Below are 17,187 nucleotides of genomic sequence, written 5' to 3' on the forward strand. Positions count from 1 at the left end.
GTCAGCCGGCGCCGGCCGACGTGCTGCCGGCCGATCCCGCGGCGTCGCGCATTGACCGGGCGTCGTGGCCCGCCAGCGGGTCCTGCTCGACCTCGGCGTTGTGAGCGTGCGCCAGGTGGTGCAGGCCGAAGGCGGCGTCCATGCCGTCCCGCAGCCCCATCAGATCCTCGGCCTGGTTCACCGCCCGCTTCGCCAGCGCCAGGCCGAGCGGCGGCATCTTTGCGATCCGGCCCGCGATATCCAGCGTCCGCTCCTCCAGCTCCGCCCGCGGCACCACGCGATTTACCATGCCGAGTTGGTGGGCGCGGTTTACGTCGATCCGCTCCCCGAGGAAGAGGAACTCCTTGGCCTGTCTTGCGCCGAGCACCCACGGGTGGGCGAAGTACTCCACGCCGGGGATCCCCATACGCAGCACGGGGTCGGCGAAGAACGCGTCGTCGGCGGCGATGATCAGGTCGCAGACCCAGGCCAGCATGAGCCCGCCGGCGATGCAGGCGCCCTGGACGGATGCAATCGTCGGCTTCGGCAACTCCCGCCATCGGCGGCACATCCCGAGGTACACCTCGGACTCGCGGGCGAACCGGCTCTCCGCGCCCGGGCGGCCGACGTGGTCCCACCAGAGGCCGGCGCGGCGCGGGAAGCTTCGGTCGACGTCCCTCTCCGGGGTCCCGATGTCGTGCCCGGCGGAGAAGTGATCACCTGCGCCGCGCAGCACGATCACCGCGATCCGGTCGTCGTCGGCCGCGCGGTAGAAGGCGTCGTCGAGGGCGTATGTCATGGCGGAGTTCTGCGCGTTGCGGTATCGAGGGCGGTTCATGGTGACGACGGCAATCGGGCCACGGCGCTCGAAGAGCACGACTTCGTCCGTTGATCCAGGTTCGTGCATTGGCACTCGCTTCCTCGTCCCAGCAGTCATCGCGGCATTAGGCCAAGGGACCGGCCGACCTCCCGGCGGTGCCAGCCGGCCCCGCCCCAAGCCTCGGCCAGTGCCCACGTGCGCTTCATGAACAGGTGCAGGTCGTGCTCGACGGTGTAGCCGAGCGCGCCGTGGCATTGGAGCGCGGTGCGGGCAACGACGGATGCCGCGTTGCCCGCGAGCGCCTTCGCCATCGATACGTCCCGCCCGGCATCTGGGGAATCGGCCGCCATGCTGTAAGCCCCGGCCAGGACCGCGGGTTCGGCGAACTCGATCCGCACCAGCGCGTCGGCCAGCGCGTGCTGGACGGCCTGGAAGCTGCCGATTGGAGCGCCGAACTGGTGGCGGTCGCGAACATGCCGCACCGCCATGCCGAGCATCCGGCGGGCGAGCCCGACGAGTTCGGCGGCGGTTCCGAGGACGGCACGCCGCCACGCGCGCAGCACCTCGGGGCCGTCGGCGATCGGCCCTCCGACCGGCGCGGTGTGTTGAACCAGACCGCGGTTCGGGTCCATCGAGGCGACCGGCTTCACGTGTCCGGGGTCGAGGGCGGTGAGGTGGATCGCACCGGCCCCGCCCCAGCCTCCGCTCAGGACGAAATCTGCGGTACGCCCATGCGGGAAGCGCCCGGCGCTGGCGGGGTCGGCGGCGATCGTCAGCTCGCCCCGCAGCAGCGAGCCAAGGATCGCGCGAAGGTCAGGTCGGCCCACGGCCCGCTCGGCGAGCAGCGGGCCCGCCAGCGCGATGGCCTCCAACGCAGGGAGCGGGAGGGCGGCGTGGCCCGCCTCCATCAGCAGCACAACCATCGAGACCTCGTCGAGCCCGAGTCCGCCGTGCTCCTCCGGCACTAGCAGGCCCAGTGCCCCGATTTCGCCGAGCCGCCGCCATAGGCTCCGCAGCGGTGGTGCGTCCGGAGCGGAGCGCAGCACCGCGCCGGGGCACTCGCGCTCGAACAGGGAGCGGGCCAGCGAGCGAAACTCTTCCTGTTCTGCGGAGAGGGCGAAATACATCGTGGGCTCAGTTCCTGGCCCCGAGCGGCCTGGGCAAGCCGAGCAGCCGCTCGGCCACGATCGTGCGCTGGATCTCGTTGGTCCCGGCATAGATGGGCCCGCCCAGCGCGAACTGGAACCCGCGGCTCCACGGTCCGTCCAGCTCGCCCTCGGGGCCGAGCAGTTCAAGCGCGGTGGTGTGCAGGCGGATGTCGAGCTCGGACCAGAAGAGCTTGTTGAGGCTGGCAGCCGGGCCGGGCTCGTGGCCGGCGAGGATGCCGCTGACCTGCCTGAGCGTGAAAAGGTGGTACGCCTCGGCTGCCATCCACCCGTGCACCACATCGTCCGCTAGGCGGGCATCGAGGTCGTCGCCGCGGGAGGCGGCCAGGTCGACGAGGCGCCGGGCGGTCTGCCGGAACCGGCCTGGTGAGCGCAAGGTGAGGCCGCGCTCCGACCCTGTCGTCGCCATCGCCACCCGCCAGCCCTGGTTCACCTCGCCGAGCACGGCGTCGTCGGGCACGAACACGTCGTCGAAGAAGACGTCGGCGAACCCCTCGTCCCCGTCGAGCCGGCCGAAGCCGCGGACCGTGACGCCGTCGGAGTTGAGCGGCACGAGGAAGTAGGTGAGCCCGCGGTGCCGGCCCGCCTCGGGGTCGGTGCGGAACAGCCCGAACAGGTGGGTGCAGAACGCCCCCCGCGTCGTCCAGGTCTTCTGGCCGGTCAACCGCCAGCCACCGGCGTCCTCGTCCCGGACCGCGCGGCTGCGGATGGAGGCCAGGTCGCTGCCGGCCTCCGGCTCGGACCACCCCTGGCACCACAGGTCTTGCGAGGCGGCCATCCGCGGCAGGATGCGATCCTGCTGCTCTTGCGTGCCGAAGCGAAACAGGGTCGGGGCGAGCAGGAATATGCCGTTCTGGGTGACCCGCTGTGGCGCGCCCGACCGGTAGTACTCCTCTTCGAAGATGAGCCATTCGACCAGTGACGCGTCCCGGCCGCCGTACCGTTTGGGCCAGGAGACCACCGCCCAGCCGGCGTCGAAGAGCTCGCGCTCCCACTGCACGTGCAGGGCGAACCCGGCGGCCGTGTCGCCGGATGGCAGGGGTGGGTCAGGGCGGTGCGCGGCGAGCCACTCCCTCGCCTCCGCACGGAACGCCGCCTCGGCCGGGGTGTCACGCAAGTCCAATTGGAGTACCCCCACCGCAGTGACTTCCAGATTGTGGAGACCATATCCACTTCGCTCCGCACCCGTCAATCCCGCACTTTAGGGGTTGACCGGGCGGTTCAGCCTCCGTAGCTTCCACATTATGGAGGTTACTTTCGCACATCGCGGGTGGGAGGAGGCGCCAGGTTGGACTTCAATCTGAGCCAGACCCAGTTGGCCCTTCGCGAATCCACCCGGCAACTCTGCCAAGGCTTCGACTCTCACTACTGGCGCCGGATAGACGAGGAAAAGATCTTCCCGGAGGAGTTCGCCAAGGCGTGCGTCGCGGCCGGTCTTCCCGGCACGATGCTTCCCGCCGAGCTCGACGGGGTCGGACTCGGCGTCACCGAGGCCGCCATCGTCCTCCAGGAGATCGCCGCGAGCAACGGTGGGCTCGACGCCTGTTCGGTGGTGCACATGGGCATGTTCGGGCTCAACCCGATCCTCGTGCACGGCAACGAGGAGCAGAAGCGGGAGTACCTGCCCCGGGCGGCGCGCGGCGAACTGGACTCCTGCTTCCTTGTGACAGAGCCAGACGCCGGGGTCGACACGACCCGGATCACCACGACAGCCCGGCGCGAGGGCGACACGTACGTCGTCAACGGCCGCAAGGTGTGGATCAGCCGGGCCGCCCAAGCCGAGTACGGGCTGCTGCTGTGCCGTACCGAGCCGTACTCGGCGGTGAAACGCAAGACCGATGGAATGACGCTGCTCTTCATCCCGATGCGCGTGCCCGAGGTAATCATCACTGAGATCCCCAAGATGGGCCGCAACGGTGTCTCCTCCAACGAGGTGGTCATCGACGGACTACGGGTACCGGTCTCGTGCCGCATCGGCGAGGAAGGGCAGGGCTTCCGGCACCTGCTCGACGGGATCAACCCGGAACGCATCATGATCGCAGCGGAGGCGGTCGGCCTCGGGCTGAACGTGGTCCTGCGCGCCGCGGCGTACGCGCAGGAGCGCGTGGTGTTCGGCCGTCCGATCGGACAGAACCAGGGGGTGCAGCTCCCACTGGCCGATGCCTACTCACAGCTCAAGCTGGCCGAACTCGCCACCTACGAAGCGGCGTGGCGGTACGACTCCGGGCTGGACTGCGGGGCACAGGCGAACATGGCGAAGCTGCGCGCCACGGAGGCGGCCCACTACGCCGTGAACGTCGCGTTCGAGACGTTCGGCGGGTACGGCTACGCCAAGGAGTACGACATCGAGCGTTTCTACCGGCAGCTGCCGCTGACCCGGGTCGCACCGGTCACCAACAACCTGACGAAGGCCTTCATTGCCACCCAGGTTCTGGGTCTGCCGAAGTCCTACTAGCCCATCAACAGAGGAGCGGGAGTGGAAATCCGCGGCGCGGTCGCCATCGCTGGGATCGGCGAAACACCGGTAGGCAAGGTTCCCGACCGATCGAGCACCCAGTTGCACGCCGACGCGATCGAGTTGGCCGTCCGCGACGCCGGGCTCACGCTGGCCGACATCGACCTGCTGATGACGGGCAACTCCCGGCCGCGGCCGTACCTCTACCACGCCGAGATGGTGGCGGAGTACCTCGGCATCTATCCGGCGCACTGCCTGACGGTCAACACCGGCGGCTCTACGTCAGCTGCGCTGATCCAGTACGCGGCGGCGATGATCATGACCGGCCAGGCCCAGGTCGCGGTCATCGCCAAGGCGGACAACCTGGCCACCGGGATGGGCCGGCAGGCGACGATCGAGTCGATGGCGACGATCGGGCACCCGCAGTTCGAGGCACCGACCGGCCCGCTGATCCCGGCGCTGTATGCGCTCATCGCCGCCCGCTACTACCACCGGTATGCCATCAAGCCGGAGCACGTCGCCGAGGTGCCCGTCGTCGACCGGGCACACGCCGCGCTGCACCCGACCGCGCAGTTCCGCACGCCGTTGACGGTCGACGACGTGCTCGGCTCGCGCCTGATCGCCGACCCGCTGCACATGCTCGAATGCGCGACCGTCTCGGACGCCGGCGCCGCCGTCGTGATCACCTCCGCGGCCCGGGCTCGGGACCTGCGCCAGCCCCCGGTGTACCTGCTCGGCATGGGCGAGTCGCACCCATTCGAGCACGTCTCCCAGGCCGCCGAGCTAACCGAGACGGGTGCCGCGGACTCCGGCCGCGCCGCCTTCGCCGCGGCCGGCTGCCGCCACGAGGACATCGACGTCGCGATGATCTACGACGCCTTCTCGTTCATCCAGCCGATGCAACTGGAGGACCTCGGCTTCTGCGCCAAGGGCGAGGGGGCCGAGTTCGTCGCGGCCGGCCATACCCGGCTGGGCGGGCAATTGCCGACGAACACGCACGGCGGCGTCCTCTCCCACTCCCACGCCGGCAAGCCCAGCGCTCTCTTCATGATCACCGAGGCGGCGCACCAACTGCGCGGCCAGGCGGGCAAGCGGCAGGTCCCCGACGCCAGTACCGCGCTGGTGCACACCGAGGGCGGCATCCTCGCCTCGCACTGCACCGCGATCTTCTCCTCGGAGGTGCCCCAGTGACATCCGCCATGCCACCGGCTCCCGCCAAGCCGCTACCCGTACCGGATCAGGACAGCGCCGAGTTCTGGAGCGCCGCCGCGGAGCACCGGCTCACTGTGCAGCACTGCGACGACTGCGGCGCGGACCAGCTCTTCCCCCGTCTGGTCTGCGCGCGCTGCCACGGTCGCGCACTACGGCTGCGACCGGCCGCCGGTACCGGAACCGTCTACTCGCTCACGATCGTTCGACGCGCGCCCAGCCCGGCGTTCGCCGCCGACGTGCCGTACGTCGTCGCGCTGGTCGAACTGACCGAGGGGCCTCGGCTGATGGCGAACATCGTCGGCTGCGCCCCCGAGGAGGTACACATCGACATGGCCGTACAGGTCCAGTTCGACGACATCGCCGAGGGCATCTCGCTGCCGCGGTTCCGTCCCGTGGACGGGCAGCCGTGAGCGTGCCGCTGTTGCTGGAGATGGCGGCCGAGGCCCATCCCGACCGGCCCGCGCTGCGCACCCCTGATGGCACACTGCTGACCTTCGCGGCGTACCGTGACCGGGTCGCGGCGGCGGCCGGCCTGCTCCGCGGGCATGACGCGCGCCGGGTCGTCCTGCTCTCCGAAGCCACCGCCACCCTTCCGGTGGCGCTCCTCGCGGCCGCCTGGGCCGGCCTCCCGTTCGTACCGGTCAACCACCGGCTGCCCGCCGACCGCATCGGCGAACTCCTCGATCGGCTGCCCGGCGCCTGCGTCGTGTTAGGCGCCGGGATCACGGCATCCCCAGGTCTGTCCACAATCGATGACATCGAGCTGTTCGCGGCACCACCCTCCGCCGACGGGCCAGCCAGCGTCGAGGCCGACAGCACCGCCGTCGAACTCTTCACCAGCGGCACGACCGGGCCGCCGAGGCTGACCACCCTGACCCACTCGAACCTGTTCAGCTACGTCACCAACACCGTCGACCTCGGCGCCGCCGCCGCGGACGAGGCGCTGCTGCTGGCCACGCCGCCCTTCCACATCGCCGCCGTGGCGGCCGTGCTCACCGCGTGCTACGCGGGACGCCGGCTCGTCCCGCTCGGCCGGTTCACCCCGGAGGGCTGGCTTCGCGCCGCCGCCGAGGAACGCGCCACCCACGCGTTCCTGGTGCCGACCATGTTGGCGAGGGTGCTCGACATGCTGGACCGGGAGCCCGGCCTGGCCGCGCCCGCCCTGCGCAGTCTCGCCTACGGCGGTGCGCGGATGCCTCGCCCCACGATCGAACGTGCCCTGCGCGCCTTCCCGGAGACCGACTTCGTCAACGCGTACGGCCTGACCGAGACCAGCTCCACCGTCGCCGTGCTCGGCCCCGACGACCACCGGGCCGCCGCGCTCGGCGATCCCGTCGCGGTCGAGCGCCTCGGATCGGTTGGGCGGGTGCTACCCGGCGTCGAGGTGCGCGTCGTCGACGTCAGCGGCGAGCCGCAGCCGACCGGCGCCGCCGGCCTCGTCGAGCTGCGCGGCGCGCAGGTCTCGCCCGCCGGCGCGGTCGGCGGGTGGCTGCGTACGGGAGACACCGGTCGGATCGACGCTGACGGCTACCTGTTCCTCGGCGGCCGGACTGACGACGTCATCATCAAGGGCGGGGAGAACATCGCGCCGGGCGAGATCGAGGACGTAGTCCTGCGGCATCCGGCCGTCGCCGCCGTGGCCGTGGTAGGCGTGCCGGACCCCGAGTGGGGTGAACGGGTCGCCGCCGCCGTCGTCCCCCACGCGAGAACCGTGGAGCCCGACGCGATCCGGGAATGGGTCCGGCGGCACCTGGGGTCGCTGAAGGCGCCGGACCTGGTCCAGATCCTGGACGCGCTGCCGGAGACCGCCACCGGCAAGATCCCCCGCTCCGCGGTACGCGATCTGCTGGGGGTCCGGTGACCGCCCAGCCGCCAACCCTCCCCCCGGTGGAGCAGGTCCTGCCCGGGGTTTGGGCAATCCCGCTGCCGATGACCGGCACCGGCCTGGCCTACGTGCGGGTCTACGCGATCGAGGCGGACGACGGTTTCTACCTTGTGGACGCCGGGTGGCCGAGCCGCGAGGCGCCGGACCTGCTGGCGGCCGGGTTCGCCGCCGCCGGTGCCTCGCTCGCCGACGTACGCGGTGTCCTCGTCACCCACATCCACCCCGACCACTACGGTCTGGCGGCGCACATCCGGGCGGCCACGGGCGCATGGGTCGCCCTGCACCCCGCCGACGCCGCGATCATCGACGACCGGTACGGCGTCGACGGGAACCGCGCCGCGCTCACCCGGCAGTGGCTGCGTGTCGCCGGCGTGCCGGACAGCAGGGCGACGGAGCTGACCACGGCGATGCTCGCCGGGCCCGGCGAGATCGAGATCTGCCACCCGGACCTGGAGCTGGAGCACGGTGACCGGGCACCGATGCCCGGCCGGGAGCTGATCGCCGTTCACTCGCCCGGGCACACCCCGGGTCACCTCATGTTCGACCTACCCGCCGAGGGGGCGATGTTCGCCGGGGACAACCTGCTGTCCCGGGCGACACCGAACATCTCCTTCGGACCGCACACGGACTCCGATCCCCTGTCGGACTACCTGCAGTCGCTGCTGGCGGTGGACGACCTCGGCCCCCGGGTCGCCTTCCCGGCCCACCAGCAGTTCATCGCCGATGCCGCGGGCCGGGCCAAGGAACTCGTGCACCACCACGACGAGCGACTTCAGGAGGTGCTGATGGTGCTGCGTCGCGGCGCCGAGACGGTGTACGAGGTGTGCGGCGAGCTCACCTGGCACCACCGTCTGGACGTGTTGCCGGCCTACCTGGTCCGGGCGGCGCTCGGCGAGACCCACGCGCACCTGGTGCGGCTGGCCACGATCGGAGCTGCCACGGTCTCGGCCGGCCCACCGCAGCGGTGGGCGGCCGTACTCGTGACGGAGGCATCGTGATCTGGGTGGTGGGAGCCGGTGGCATCGGTGCCGGCATCGCGGCCCGGCTCGCCGGCGCGGGCCAGCCGGTTACCGTTTACGATGATTGGGCCGAACACGTCGACCACATCCGGCAGCACGGGCTTACCTTGGAACATCCGGGCGGCGTGCTGCACACCCGGCCCGCGGTCGTCCGGCTCTCCGACCCGGCCGCGCTGGCCGCGGCGCCAGCGCCGGACCTCGTCCTGCTCGCGGTGAAGTCTGACCGTACCCGGGACACCCTGCTCCGGCTCGCCGACCGGCTGCCGCCGCGGTGCGCCGTGGTGTCGCTGCAGAACGGCCTGAACGAGCCGGTCATCGCCGAGGTTGTAGGGGCGGCCCGCACGGTCGGTGCCGTAGTCCGCTTCGACGGCGCGCTCATCGGTCCGGGCCGGGTGGCACAGCAGCGCTCCGACGGGGACGTGGTCCTCGGGGCCGTCGACGGCGCGACGGGCGGCATGGTCCCGGAGATCGCCGACCGGCTGCGCGTCGCGCTGCCGGTGGTCGTCTCGGCGAACATCTGGGTCGAGCTGTGGAGCAAGCTCACCCGCAACTGCCTGCTGAACCCTGTCTCGACGCTGGTGGGTCTGGGCCTGGGCCGGATGGCGGCCATCCCCGCGGTGCGAACGGTCTGCCTGCGGGCCGGGCTCGAGGTGGTCGCGGTGGCGCGCGCCACCGGCGTCCCGACCGAGCCCGCCATCATGTACGGCCCTGACGTGGAGCGGTTGCTGCGCGGCGATCCCGACGCGGTACGGGAGTTCCACGCCGCGTTCGAGCGGACGTATGCGGCGTTGCCCGACCTCAAGCCGTCGATGCTCCAGGACGCCGAGAAGGGGCGGTCGGTCGAGGTCCGCTGGCTGAACGGGGCGGTCGTCGGGGCCGGGGCGCGGGCCGGGATCGCCACGCCGATCAATCTGGCCCTGACCGAGCGGGTGGAGGAACTGGTCCGCGGCACCCGGACGCCGGGAGTACACAACCTGGAAGGACTTGCGTGAGTACTGAAATCACGGGCTACGCCCGTCTCGTCGACGCGCTCGAGTGCCTTGGCACGCGCGAGATGTTCGGCGTGATGGGCGTGGGCAACATGCACATGGTCGGTGAGTTCGTGAAGCGCGGCGGCCGGTACGTGGCGACGCGGCACGAGGCTGGTGCGGTGAACATGGCCGACGGCCAGGCGCGTACCACCAGCGGGCTGGGGGTGTGCACGGTAATCCAGGGCCCGGGCCTGACCAACGCGATCACCGCGCTGACGACCGCGGTCCGCACCGCCTCCCCGGTCCTGGTCATCACCAGCGAGTTGCCGCTCGGTCGCCGGCCCACCGGACAGGCGATCGAGCAGGAGCCGCTGGTCACCGCGACCGGCGCCGCGTACCTGCGGGCGACGGACGCCGACCCGGGGGCAGCGCTGATCGAGGCCGCCGAGCAGGCGCTGCGGTCGCGCCGGCCGGTCGTGCTGAGCGTGCCCGGCTCAGTGCAGCGGCGGACCTGGGCACCGGCGCCGCTGGCCGCGCCGGTGGTGGGCCTGGACCGGGTACCCCCGGCCGAGGCAGACGTGGCGATGCTGGCGGAGCTGTTCGCCGGTTCCGCCCATCCGGTGGTGCTGGCGGGCCGGGGCGCGCAGTGGTCCGGCGCTGTCGAGGCGGTGGCGGCGCTGGCGGAGCGGACCGGCGCGCTGCTCGGTACCACGGCGCTGCTCAAGGACCGGTTCCGCGGCCACCCGGCCGACATCGGCGTGGTGGGCGGCTTCTCCCACCCGCTGGCCCGCGATCTGCTCGGCACCGCCGACCTGGTGGTCGCGCTCGGCGCGTCGCTGAGCGTGTGGACGATCGCCCGGGGTGGGCTCTTCCCCCATGCCACGCTCGTGCAGTGCGACCACGACGCCGACGCGATCGGCGCGCAGGCACGGCCGGACCACGGGATCGTCGCCGACGTACGCGCGCTGGTGGAGGGACTGCTGCCCCGGCTACCGCAGCCGGACGAGGCGCCGGCACGGTGGGCCGCCGAGGGCGCCTTCGACCGGCTGGCCGGGCGGCAGCCCGAGGACGATGTCGTCGACGGTAGCGACGTGGGCCAACTCGACCCGCGCACCGCGGCCATGGTTCTCGACAAGGCACTGCCCGCCGATCGGGTGCTCACCGTGGACGGTGGGCACTACATCGGGTTCCCAACGGAGTTCATCGCGGTGCCCGACCCCCGGCAGTACCAGTTCACGCTGACCTTCGGCGCAATCGGGCAGGCCCTGGGCGTGGCGGCCGGCGCCGCGGTCGCGCGGCCCGGGCCGGCACACGTGTGCGTGATCGGTGACGGCGGGCTCGCCACGTCCATCGCCGACCTGGACACGGTGGTGCGGGAGGCGGTCCCGCTGCTCATCGTCGTCTTTAACGACATGGCCTACGGCGCGGAGATCCATCACCTGCGGCATGAGGGGCTGCCGGACGAGATCGCGCGATTCACCGGTACGGACCTGGTGAAGGTGGCGGCCGGCTTCGGTTGCGACGCTCAGCGGGTCACCACCGCCACCGAACTGGCCGACGCGGTCCAGGGCTGGTCCGGCAACGCCCCGCTGCTGATCGACGTACCGATCGACGGGCTGCTCCTGGCGCGCTGGTACGCCGAGGTGCTCGACCCGCCGCGGCAGCTCACCAGGCGTACCGGCTGAGCAGCGCGGCGAGCTGGTCGCGCACCTTCTCGGCCGGCCCCGGGGGCGGTGGTACCAGCACCCGCGCCGGGGCCAGCGCCCGCAGCAGCTCGCGGTTCTCGGCGCGGGTGGACGCCCCCAGCGTCACGGGAAGCCGGGCTGGATCGATGCCGTGACGGGCGGCCTGCTCGCGGTAGTACGGCACCAGACGCGCCGCGTCGGCGAGGCGGGCGGGGAGGAAGCCGGCGCCAAGTCGCGCGGCGCGGCGCGCGGCAACGGGCGAGTTGCCGCAGATGTGCAACGGCACCGGGCGTTGGACGGGTGCCGGCCGGACCCACCCACCCGCCTCTGGGTGTGGCCGGTCCCCCCACAGCTCCCGGAGCGTGTCAATCTGGGTCCTTACGAGCCGGCCCCGCCCGGCGAACGCGTGGCCGGTCGCCCGGAACTCGTCCTCCGCCCAGCCGACCCCGATCCCAAGTTCGACCCGCCCGCCGGAGAGCACGTCGAGGGTGGCCACCTCCTTCGCGGTCACCGACGCGTCGCGTAGCGGCAGCACGAGCGCGGCGGTGCCCAGCCGCACCTCACGGCTGTGTGCGGCGAACCAGGTGAGCCAGAGCAACGGGTCGGGTACCGGCTGCTGGTCCGCGAGTACGTCAGGTGTCCGCGGGTCCGGTGGGTAGTGGCGGGCCTGCCGCATCGCTGGCGTCACCAACACGTGCTCGACTGTCCACACCGACTCGACGCCGAGCTCGGTGCATGCGAGGGCCAGCGCCCGCGCGCCCTCCGGGGAGGCGAGCGCGCCGACGTTGGCGTACATCACACCGACCGGTGGCGCACTCACGCCGGTACCCTCCCTCGCAGTTGCTGTTTAAGGACCTTGCCGGCGGCGTTGCGGGGCAGCGTGTCGACCACCTCGACCCGGCGCGGACACTTGAAGTCCGCCAGCAGGGTCCGGCAGTGCGCGATTAGGTCGGCGTCGGTCGGGGGCGGTCCGTCCGCGCTGTCGCTCAGCACGACCACCGCATACACGTCCTCGCCGAGCCGCGGGTGCGGCACGCCGATCACCGCCGCCTCGAGTACCGCCGGGTGAGCGTGCAGCGCCCCCTCCACCTCGGCGCTGGCCACGTTGTGCCCGCCGCGCACGATGATGTCCTTGCGCCGGTCGACGTGGTAGAGGAAGCCTTCCTCGTCGACGCGGACCACGTCGCCGGAGCGCAGCCAGCCGTCCGTGAACGCCGCCGCGGTGGCTTCCTCGTCGCGGTAGTAGCCAACCATCACCGACGGGCCGCGCAGCAGAAGCTCGCCGGTGCCGCCGGGTCCCACGTCCGACCCGTCCTCGTCCATGACGCGGACCTGGGTGAACCGGCCGGCGCACCGATTGCCGATCGACCCGAGCCGCGTGAACGCGTACTCCTCTGGCAGGTAGCAGCCGCCCGGCCCGGCCTCGGTGAGCCCGTACGTCTGCATCAGCCCGGCCGAGGGCACCGCGGCCCGTAGCCGTTCGATCAGCGCGGCCGGCATGCTGGCCCCGCCGTAGTCGAGAATGCGCAGGGTGCCCAGCGAGGCTCCGCTGAGCGCCGGACTGTCCGTCCAGTACGCGTAGATCGAGGGGACGGCGACGTACACAGTCGCCGCGACCTCGGCGATCAGCGCGAGGCTCGCCGCGGTGTCGTAGTCGTCGACGACGACGCACGCACCGGCCCACAGGCATGACAGCGCGTTGAAGTGCAGACCAGCACCGCTGGTGATCGGGAAAGGGCTCTGCAGCACGTCATGCGGGGTGAGGCGGAAGGCGTCGCTCCAACCGATCGCGGCGGCGAGCGAGGAGCCATGGGTGTGCAGGACGCCCTTGGGCCGCCCGGTCGTGCCGGAGGTGTAGAGCAGGTTCGCCGGATCGGTGTCGCTCAGGTTGCCGACCGGTGGCGCCGGCGTGGCGTACAGCGAGGCGAGCGGGTCGGCGCCGTCGAGGACAGCGACGTCGCAGGGTGCCGTGGCGACCCGGTCCCGATGCTCCGCGCCGGCGAGCACGAGACGGGCTCCGCTGTGGCGCAGGATGTGCTCCACTTCGGGCGGCGCGAGCCGGGCGTTCACGGGTACGTTCACCGCGCCGAGTCGCAGCACGGCGTGGTAGACGACGAGCGCATCGGCGCCGCAGCCGTTGTCGAGCACCCAGCCCACCCGGTCTCCGCGCGTTACGCCGGCCGCGGCGAGCCCGCCCGCGACACGCCCCGCGGCCGAGTCGAGGTCCCGGTAGCTGAGCGTGTGGTAGGAACCTCTCCCGGATCGCCCGACGACCGCCCTGGCGTCGGGTGTCCGCGCCACGCGAGCCGCCAGAAGGGAGGGAATTGTGCGCCACGCGTACTCAACTGGTAGTGGTATAGGTCTCATCGGTTAGCCTCAGCAGTCCACGGTATGAAATATACTTCCACGTTATGGCGACGGAAAGTTGGCGGGGAACTATGACCAGAGGGGCGGATGCGCTGCCCACCGGCGATAGGACTAACGGCGCCGAACGGGGCTCTCAGGCGATCCACAGGGCCTTGCAGCTCCTCAAGTGCTTCACCGTGGAGCGTCCGACGGTCTCGCTGACCGAGCTGACCCGGCAGACCGGGCTGACCATGCCGACCGTGCACCGGATGGTCAAAGCCCTGCAGAGCAGCGGTTTCCTGGTGCAGGATTCGGTGACCAACCGGTACAGCCTCGGGCCGGCGGTGATGAACCTGGCCCGGGTGATGATGCACCGCTCTGCAAACGAGGACCTGGTGGCGGCGGCGATGCCGTTCCTGGAAGGGCTGCGCGAGATCACCAACGAGACGGTCGGCCTGCACTGTCCCACGGCCGAGGCCCGGTACTGCGTAGCGGAGCTGGTGAGCCGCCAGCCGCTGCGCCTGAGCACCGGCGTCGGGCACACCTACGAGCTGTTCATCGGCGCCACCGGCCACGCCATCCTGGCGTTCTCGGCGCCGGCCACCGTCGACCGTGTCCTGGGCCGACTGGAGCAGGCCGACCGGCTCGACTACCCGGAGGTTGAGATCCCGACGCGGAAGCAACTGGAGGACGATCTCGCACTGATCCGACGCCAGGGGTACGCGATGAGCCTCGGCGAGGTGGTGGCGAACGCGACCTCGATCGCTGTGCCGATCCTGAGCGACCAGGGCGTCGCCATCGCGGCGGTCAACGTGACCGGGCCGGCGGACCGGTGGACCCGCCCCTTGATGGAGCGGCACGTCCCCGACCTGATCGAGGCGGCGCGGCAGATCTCGGCCCGGTTGGGGTACCCGGGTAGCCACCATCTGGCGTGACCGCCCGCTCAGTCCGATGCGGGCAGCGGCTTGGCCACCTTGAGCCGCATCTGCTCGCCGCAGCAGGAGAGTGAACCGTCGCCCTGCTTGGTGCAGAGCACCTCCGCCGCGCACCGCGCGCATTCGTACCGCTTTCCAATCAGGTTCACGCCGGCCTCCGACCACTCGCCAACGGGGACATCGCCACCTCGCAGCAGATCAGCGGCTGCACAGGTGGGCGTACCACCACGACTTCGGTGCCGCATCGCTCGCAGCGCACCCGGCTGCCGACCCGCACCGAGGTGTCGTCACGTATCTCCGTCATCGTCCCTCTCCTCGTCCGTCCCGAGCATCCGCTCGCTGATCACGCCGCGGCGCCGCAGCTCATCGATCTCCTCCGGGCTCATCCCTAGCCGCCGGCGCAGGATCTCCTCGTTGTGCTCGCCAAGCAGTGGCGAGCGGAAGCGGTGGGTGAGCCGGATTCCGGCACCGGTGCCAGGATCGGCACCGTCGCTGTCGCGGTACCGCAACGGCCAGGTCGGGTACCGACGGATTCCGCTGAGCGGATGCTCGATCGATTGGTAGTACCCCGTCGCCGTCAGCTGCGGGTCGTCGTACATCGCGGCCGGCGTGAGAACCTTTGCCGCCGGGATCCCCGCCTCCTGCAGCAGCGCGGCGGTGGCGGCCGGGTCACGGTCGCGGGTCCAGGCGGACAGCCAACGGTCGAGCGCGTCGTGCTCGGCCCGTCGTCCGTCCAGGGTGGTCAGCCGCGCCGCGGGCAGCCCTGGTGGATCGCCGACGATTGCCACCAGCCGCTTCCAATCGGCCTCGTCGCGGACCGTCAGGGCGAGCCACTCGTCCTCCCCGCGGCACGGGTACACACCCTGCGGCGCGAACTCGGGGGACCGGGAACCCGTGCGCCCGAGCACCTCGCCGGTGAGCGCATGGTGCAGCACCGGCTCCGGCGTCATCGCGGCGACCACCTCGGCCTGCACCAGCTCGATCAGCTGACCCCGCCCGGTGCGCTCCCGATCCCGCAGCGCGGCGACCAGCGCCAGGGCGCCATGCATCGCGACCAGCGGATCGGCATACCCACCGGGGCCGAGCGGTGGGCCGTCCGGGTCGCCGGTGATCCAGCCGATACCGCCGGCGTACTCGAAGGAGTTTCCGAAGCCGACGAAGTCGCGCCAGGAACCCTCCAGCCCGTATCCGGGCATCCGGATCATCACGATCCGCGGGTTGATGGCGGCGAGCGCCGGGTAGCCGAACCCGAACTGCTCGATGACCCGGGGTGAGAAGTTTTCGATCACTACGTCGGCGCTGGCGACGAGCCGCTCGAGCACCGCCCGGCCGTCGTCGGTCCCGAGGTCCAGGGTCAGGCCAAGCTTGTTGAGGTTGGTCGCCTGGAACAGGCCGCTCAGCTCGTACCACCGGCTGCCCTGCTGGGGGAAGGCGGCGAGGAAGCGGAACCCGTCCACGCGGCGCGGTCCCTCCACCTTCACCACGTCCGCGCCCATTGTGCCGAGCAGGCTGCCCAGGTACGGACCGGCCCAGAAAGTGCCCAGGTCCAGCACCCGGATCCCGGCGAACGCCTCCCGCCTAGTCATGCGAGTGCCCCTGCGGCAGCGTTGGCGCGTTTCCGAGGGTCGCGGCCTGGACGTCGCGGAGCCGGAACGGTGGCCCGGGATGCAGCCCGCCGTCGGGCGCGGCCACGAAAAACCCTCGCTCCCGGAACGGCGGAAGCTCCGGCGCCGTCGCGCCGCTCGTTATTGGTGCCGCTGGCACCCGGAAGGCCTGGCAGAGCTCCACCGTCTCGGCGACGGTCGTCTCGGCGAACCACGGCCGCACTGCGGCGTAGAAGGCCGCCATGTCCCCGCGGTCGTAGCGCATCTCGACGTACCGGTCGGCGTACTCCGGCACGCCCAGCAGCGTGCACAAGTCGTGCCAGTGCTGTCCGGTCAGGCAGTTCACCGCGACCATGCCGTCGGCGCAGGGCATCGGTCCGGGGATGTACGCGGTGTACCGGGTCTGGGTGTACCCCAGCTCGACCAGGGTTTCGCGCCGCAGCATGTCGAACGCGACGGTGTTGAAGACCGCCGACATCCGGTCGACCAGGACCCGCATCGGGGTTCCGTCCACGTGTGACCGCCAACCGGTGAGGCCGGCGACCGCGACGTAGGTCCCGGCGGCGTACTCCCCGAGCCGGCCGCCGACCGGCACGGGGTCGCCGTCGGCCCGCCCGCGCGGTGACACCCAGCCCGCCGCGGCCTGCAGCACCAGGTCCGACGCCCGCCACTGCCCGTACGGCCCATCCGGCGCGAAGTCGACCAGCCGCACGACCGTGCCGGCCTGGTCTGCCACGTCCGCGGCCAGCCCGGCGACGGCGCCCAGCCCTTCGTCGACGAAGACCAGGTCAGCCTCCGCGCACAACGCGGCGACCAGGGCGTGTCCGGCTGGGCCGGACGGGTCGGCGGTGAGCGATGACTTGCCGGCGTTGAGGTAGCGGAACAGTGCTCCGGTGCCGGCCGCCGTACCGTTCGGTGTGTGCCGCCGTAGGCGGTCACCCGCCGGGGGCTCGACCTTGCTCACCTCGGCGCCGAGCAGCCGCAGTAGGCGGCCGGCGTACGGGACCGCGATGTCCTGGCCGATCTCCACCACTCGTACGCCGCGCAGCGGCCCGTCGGGGGTTTCCCTCCGGCTTGTGCTCGACTCCGCCAATCCCCTGCTCCTGATGC

The 17,187-nt window shown here is 71.5% G+C and carries 17 protein-coding genes; 8 read left to right on the forward strand and 9 right to left on the reverse strand.

Going from position 1 to position 17,187, the window contains the following annotated elements:
* Nucleotide 1: 1 nt before the first annotated feature.
* The 3 genes from EV376_RS23420 to EV376_RS23430 are packed head-to-tail and all read right to left on the reverse strand — an operon-like array spanning nt 2 to nt 3,118.
* Complete coding sequence (locus EV376_RS23420; protein ID WP_130326598.1) at nt 2–886, reverse strand: enoyl-CoA hydratase; 885 nt, start codon at nt 884–886, stop codon at nt 2–4.
* Between the two features lie 26 nt (nt 887–912).
* Complete coding sequence (locus EV376_RS23425; RefSeq protein ID WP_165438074.1) at nt 913–1,926, reverse strand: acyl-CoA dehydrogenase family protein; 1,014 nt, start codon at nt 1,924–1,926, stop codon at nt 913–915.
* 7 nt (nt 1,927–1,933) lie between these two features.
* A complete protein-coding gene (locus EV376_RS23430) occupies nt 1,934–3,118 on the reverse strand; it encodes an acyl-CoA dehydrogenase family protein (protein WP_486482920.1) in 1,185 nt (394 codons plus the stop codon).
* A gap of 135 nt (nt 3,119–3,253) precedes the next feature.
* Between EV376_RS23430 and EV376_RS23435 the strand changes: the two genes are divergently transcribed.
* From EV376_RS23435 to EV376_RS23465, 7 genes are read left to right on the forward strand one after another with little or no spacing between them, the layout of a single operon-like run.
* Nucleotides 3,254–4,420 (forward strand): acyl-CoA dehydrogenase family protein, encoded by a 1,167-nt coding sequence (locus EV376_RS23435; protein ID WP_130326604.1) that lies wholly within the window; start codon nt 3,254–3,256, stop codon nt 4,418–4,420.
* Nucleotides 4,421–4,441: 21 nt separating this feature from the next.
* Nucleotides 4,442–5,611 (forward strand): thiolase family protein, encoded by a 1,170-nt coding sequence (locus EV376_RS23440; protein WP_130326606.1) that lies wholly within the window; start codon nt 4,442–4,444, stop codon nt 5,609–5,611.
* Nucleotides 5,608–6,042, forward strand: coding sequence for an OB-fold domain-containing protein (locus tag EV376_RS23445; RefSeq protein WP_207228341.1), 435 nt, complete (start codon nt 5,608–5,610; stop codon nt 6,040–6,042). Before EV376_RS23440 ends, EV376_RS23445 begins: the two co-directional genes overlap by 4 nt.
* Nucleotides 6,039–7,493 (forward strand): ANL family adenylate-forming protein, encoded by a 1,455-nt coding sequence (locus tag EV376_RS23450; RefSeq protein WP_130326608.1) that lies wholly within the window; start codon nt 6,039–6,041, stop codon nt 7,491–7,493. Before EV376_RS23445 ends, EV376_RS23450 begins: the two co-directional genes overlap by 4 nt.
* Before the next feature lie 26 nt (nt 7,494–7,519).
* On the forward strand, nt 7,520–8,515 hold the full coding sequence (locus tag EV376_RS23455; protein ID WP_165438075.1) for an MBL fold metallo-hydrolase: 996 nt from the start codon (nt 7,520–7,522) through the stop codon (nt 8,513–8,515).
* Entirely contained in the window at nt 8,512–9,528 is a 1,017-nt protein-coding gene (locus tag EV376_RS23460) for a 2-dehydropantoate 2-reductase (protein ID WP_165438076.1), read from the forward strand. The genes EV376_RS23455 and EV376_RS23460 overlap by 4 nt, the downstream gene beginning before the upstream one ends.
* On the forward strand, nt 9,525–11,192 hold the full coding sequence (locus tag EV376_RS23465) for a thiamine pyrophosphate-binding protein (RefSeq protein WP_130326614.1): 1,668 nt from the start codon (nt 9,525–9,527) through the stop codon (nt 11,190–11,192). The genes EV376_RS23460 and EV376_RS23465 overlap by 4 nt, the downstream gene beginning before the upstream one ends.
* Here EV376_RS23465 and EV376_RS23470 read toward each other — a convergent pair.
* Both EV376_RS23470 and EV376_RS23475 read right to left on the reverse strand, forming a co-directional pair.
* On the reverse strand, nt 11,173–12,012 hold the full coding sequence (locus tag EV376_RS23470) for a TIGR03619 family F420-dependent LLM class oxidoreductase (protein WP_130326616.1): 840 nt from the start codon (nt 12,010–12,012) through the stop codon (nt 11,173–11,175). The genes EV376_RS23465 and EV376_RS23470 overlap by 20 nt on opposite strands.
* Complete coding sequence (locus EV376_RS23475) at nt 12,009–13,559, reverse strand: AMP-binding protein (RefSeq protein WP_130326618.1); 1,551 nt, start codon at nt 13,557–13,559, stop codon at nt 12,009–12,011. Before EV376_RS23475 ends, EV376_RS23470 begins: the two co-directional genes overlap by 4 nt.
* Nucleotides 13,560–13,630: 71 nt before the next feature.
* Between EV376_RS23475 and EV376_RS23480 the strand changes: the two genes are divergently transcribed.
* Nucleotides 13,631–14,473, forward strand: a complete 843-nt coding sequence (locus EV376_RS23480) for an IclR family transcriptional regulator (protein ID WP_486482771.1) — start codon at nt 13,631–13,633, stop codon at nt 14,471–14,473.
* Nucleotides 14,474–14,481: 8 nt separating this feature from the next.
* Here the strand turns inward: EV376_RS23480 and EV376_RS30545 are convergent, their stop codons facing one another.
* From EV376_RS30545 to EV376_RS23495, 4 genes are read right to left on the reverse strand one after another with little or no spacing between them, the layout of a single operon-like run.
* Complete coding sequence (locus EV376_RS30545; protein ID WP_207228343.1) at nt 14,482–14,622, reverse strand: hypothetical protein; 141 nt, start codon at nt 14,620–14,622, stop codon at nt 14,482–14,484.
* Nucleotides 14,619–14,777 carry a hypothetical protein gene (locus tag EV376_RS30550; RefSeq protein WP_207228345.1) on the reverse strand — a complete coding sequence of 53 codons (159 nt, stop codon included), beginning with the start codon at nt 14,775–14,777 and terminating at the stop codon, nt 14,619–14,621. Before EV376_RS30550 ends, EV376_RS30545 begins: the two co-directional genes overlap by 4 nt.
* Nucleotides 14,761–16,059 (reverse strand): CoA transferase, encoded by a 1,299-nt coding sequence (locus EV376_RS23490; protein ID WP_130326624.1) that lies wholly within the window; start codon nt 16,057–16,059, stop codon nt 14,761–14,763. Before EV376_RS23490 ends, EV376_RS30550 begins: the two co-directional genes overlap by 17 nt.
* The gene (locus EV376_RS23495) at nt 16,052–17,170 is read right to left on the reverse strand and encodes a CoA transferase (RefSeq protein ID WP_165438079.1); all 1,119 of its coding nucleotides are present in this window, start codon (nt 17,168–17,170) and stop codon (nt 16,052–16,054) included. The genes EV376_RS23490 and EV376_RS23495 overlap by 8 nt, the downstream gene beginning before the upstream one ends.
* Nucleotides 17,171–17,187: the final 17 nt, after the last annotated feature.

The sequence above is a fragment of the Micromonospora sp. CNZ295 genome, assembly GCF_004217535.1.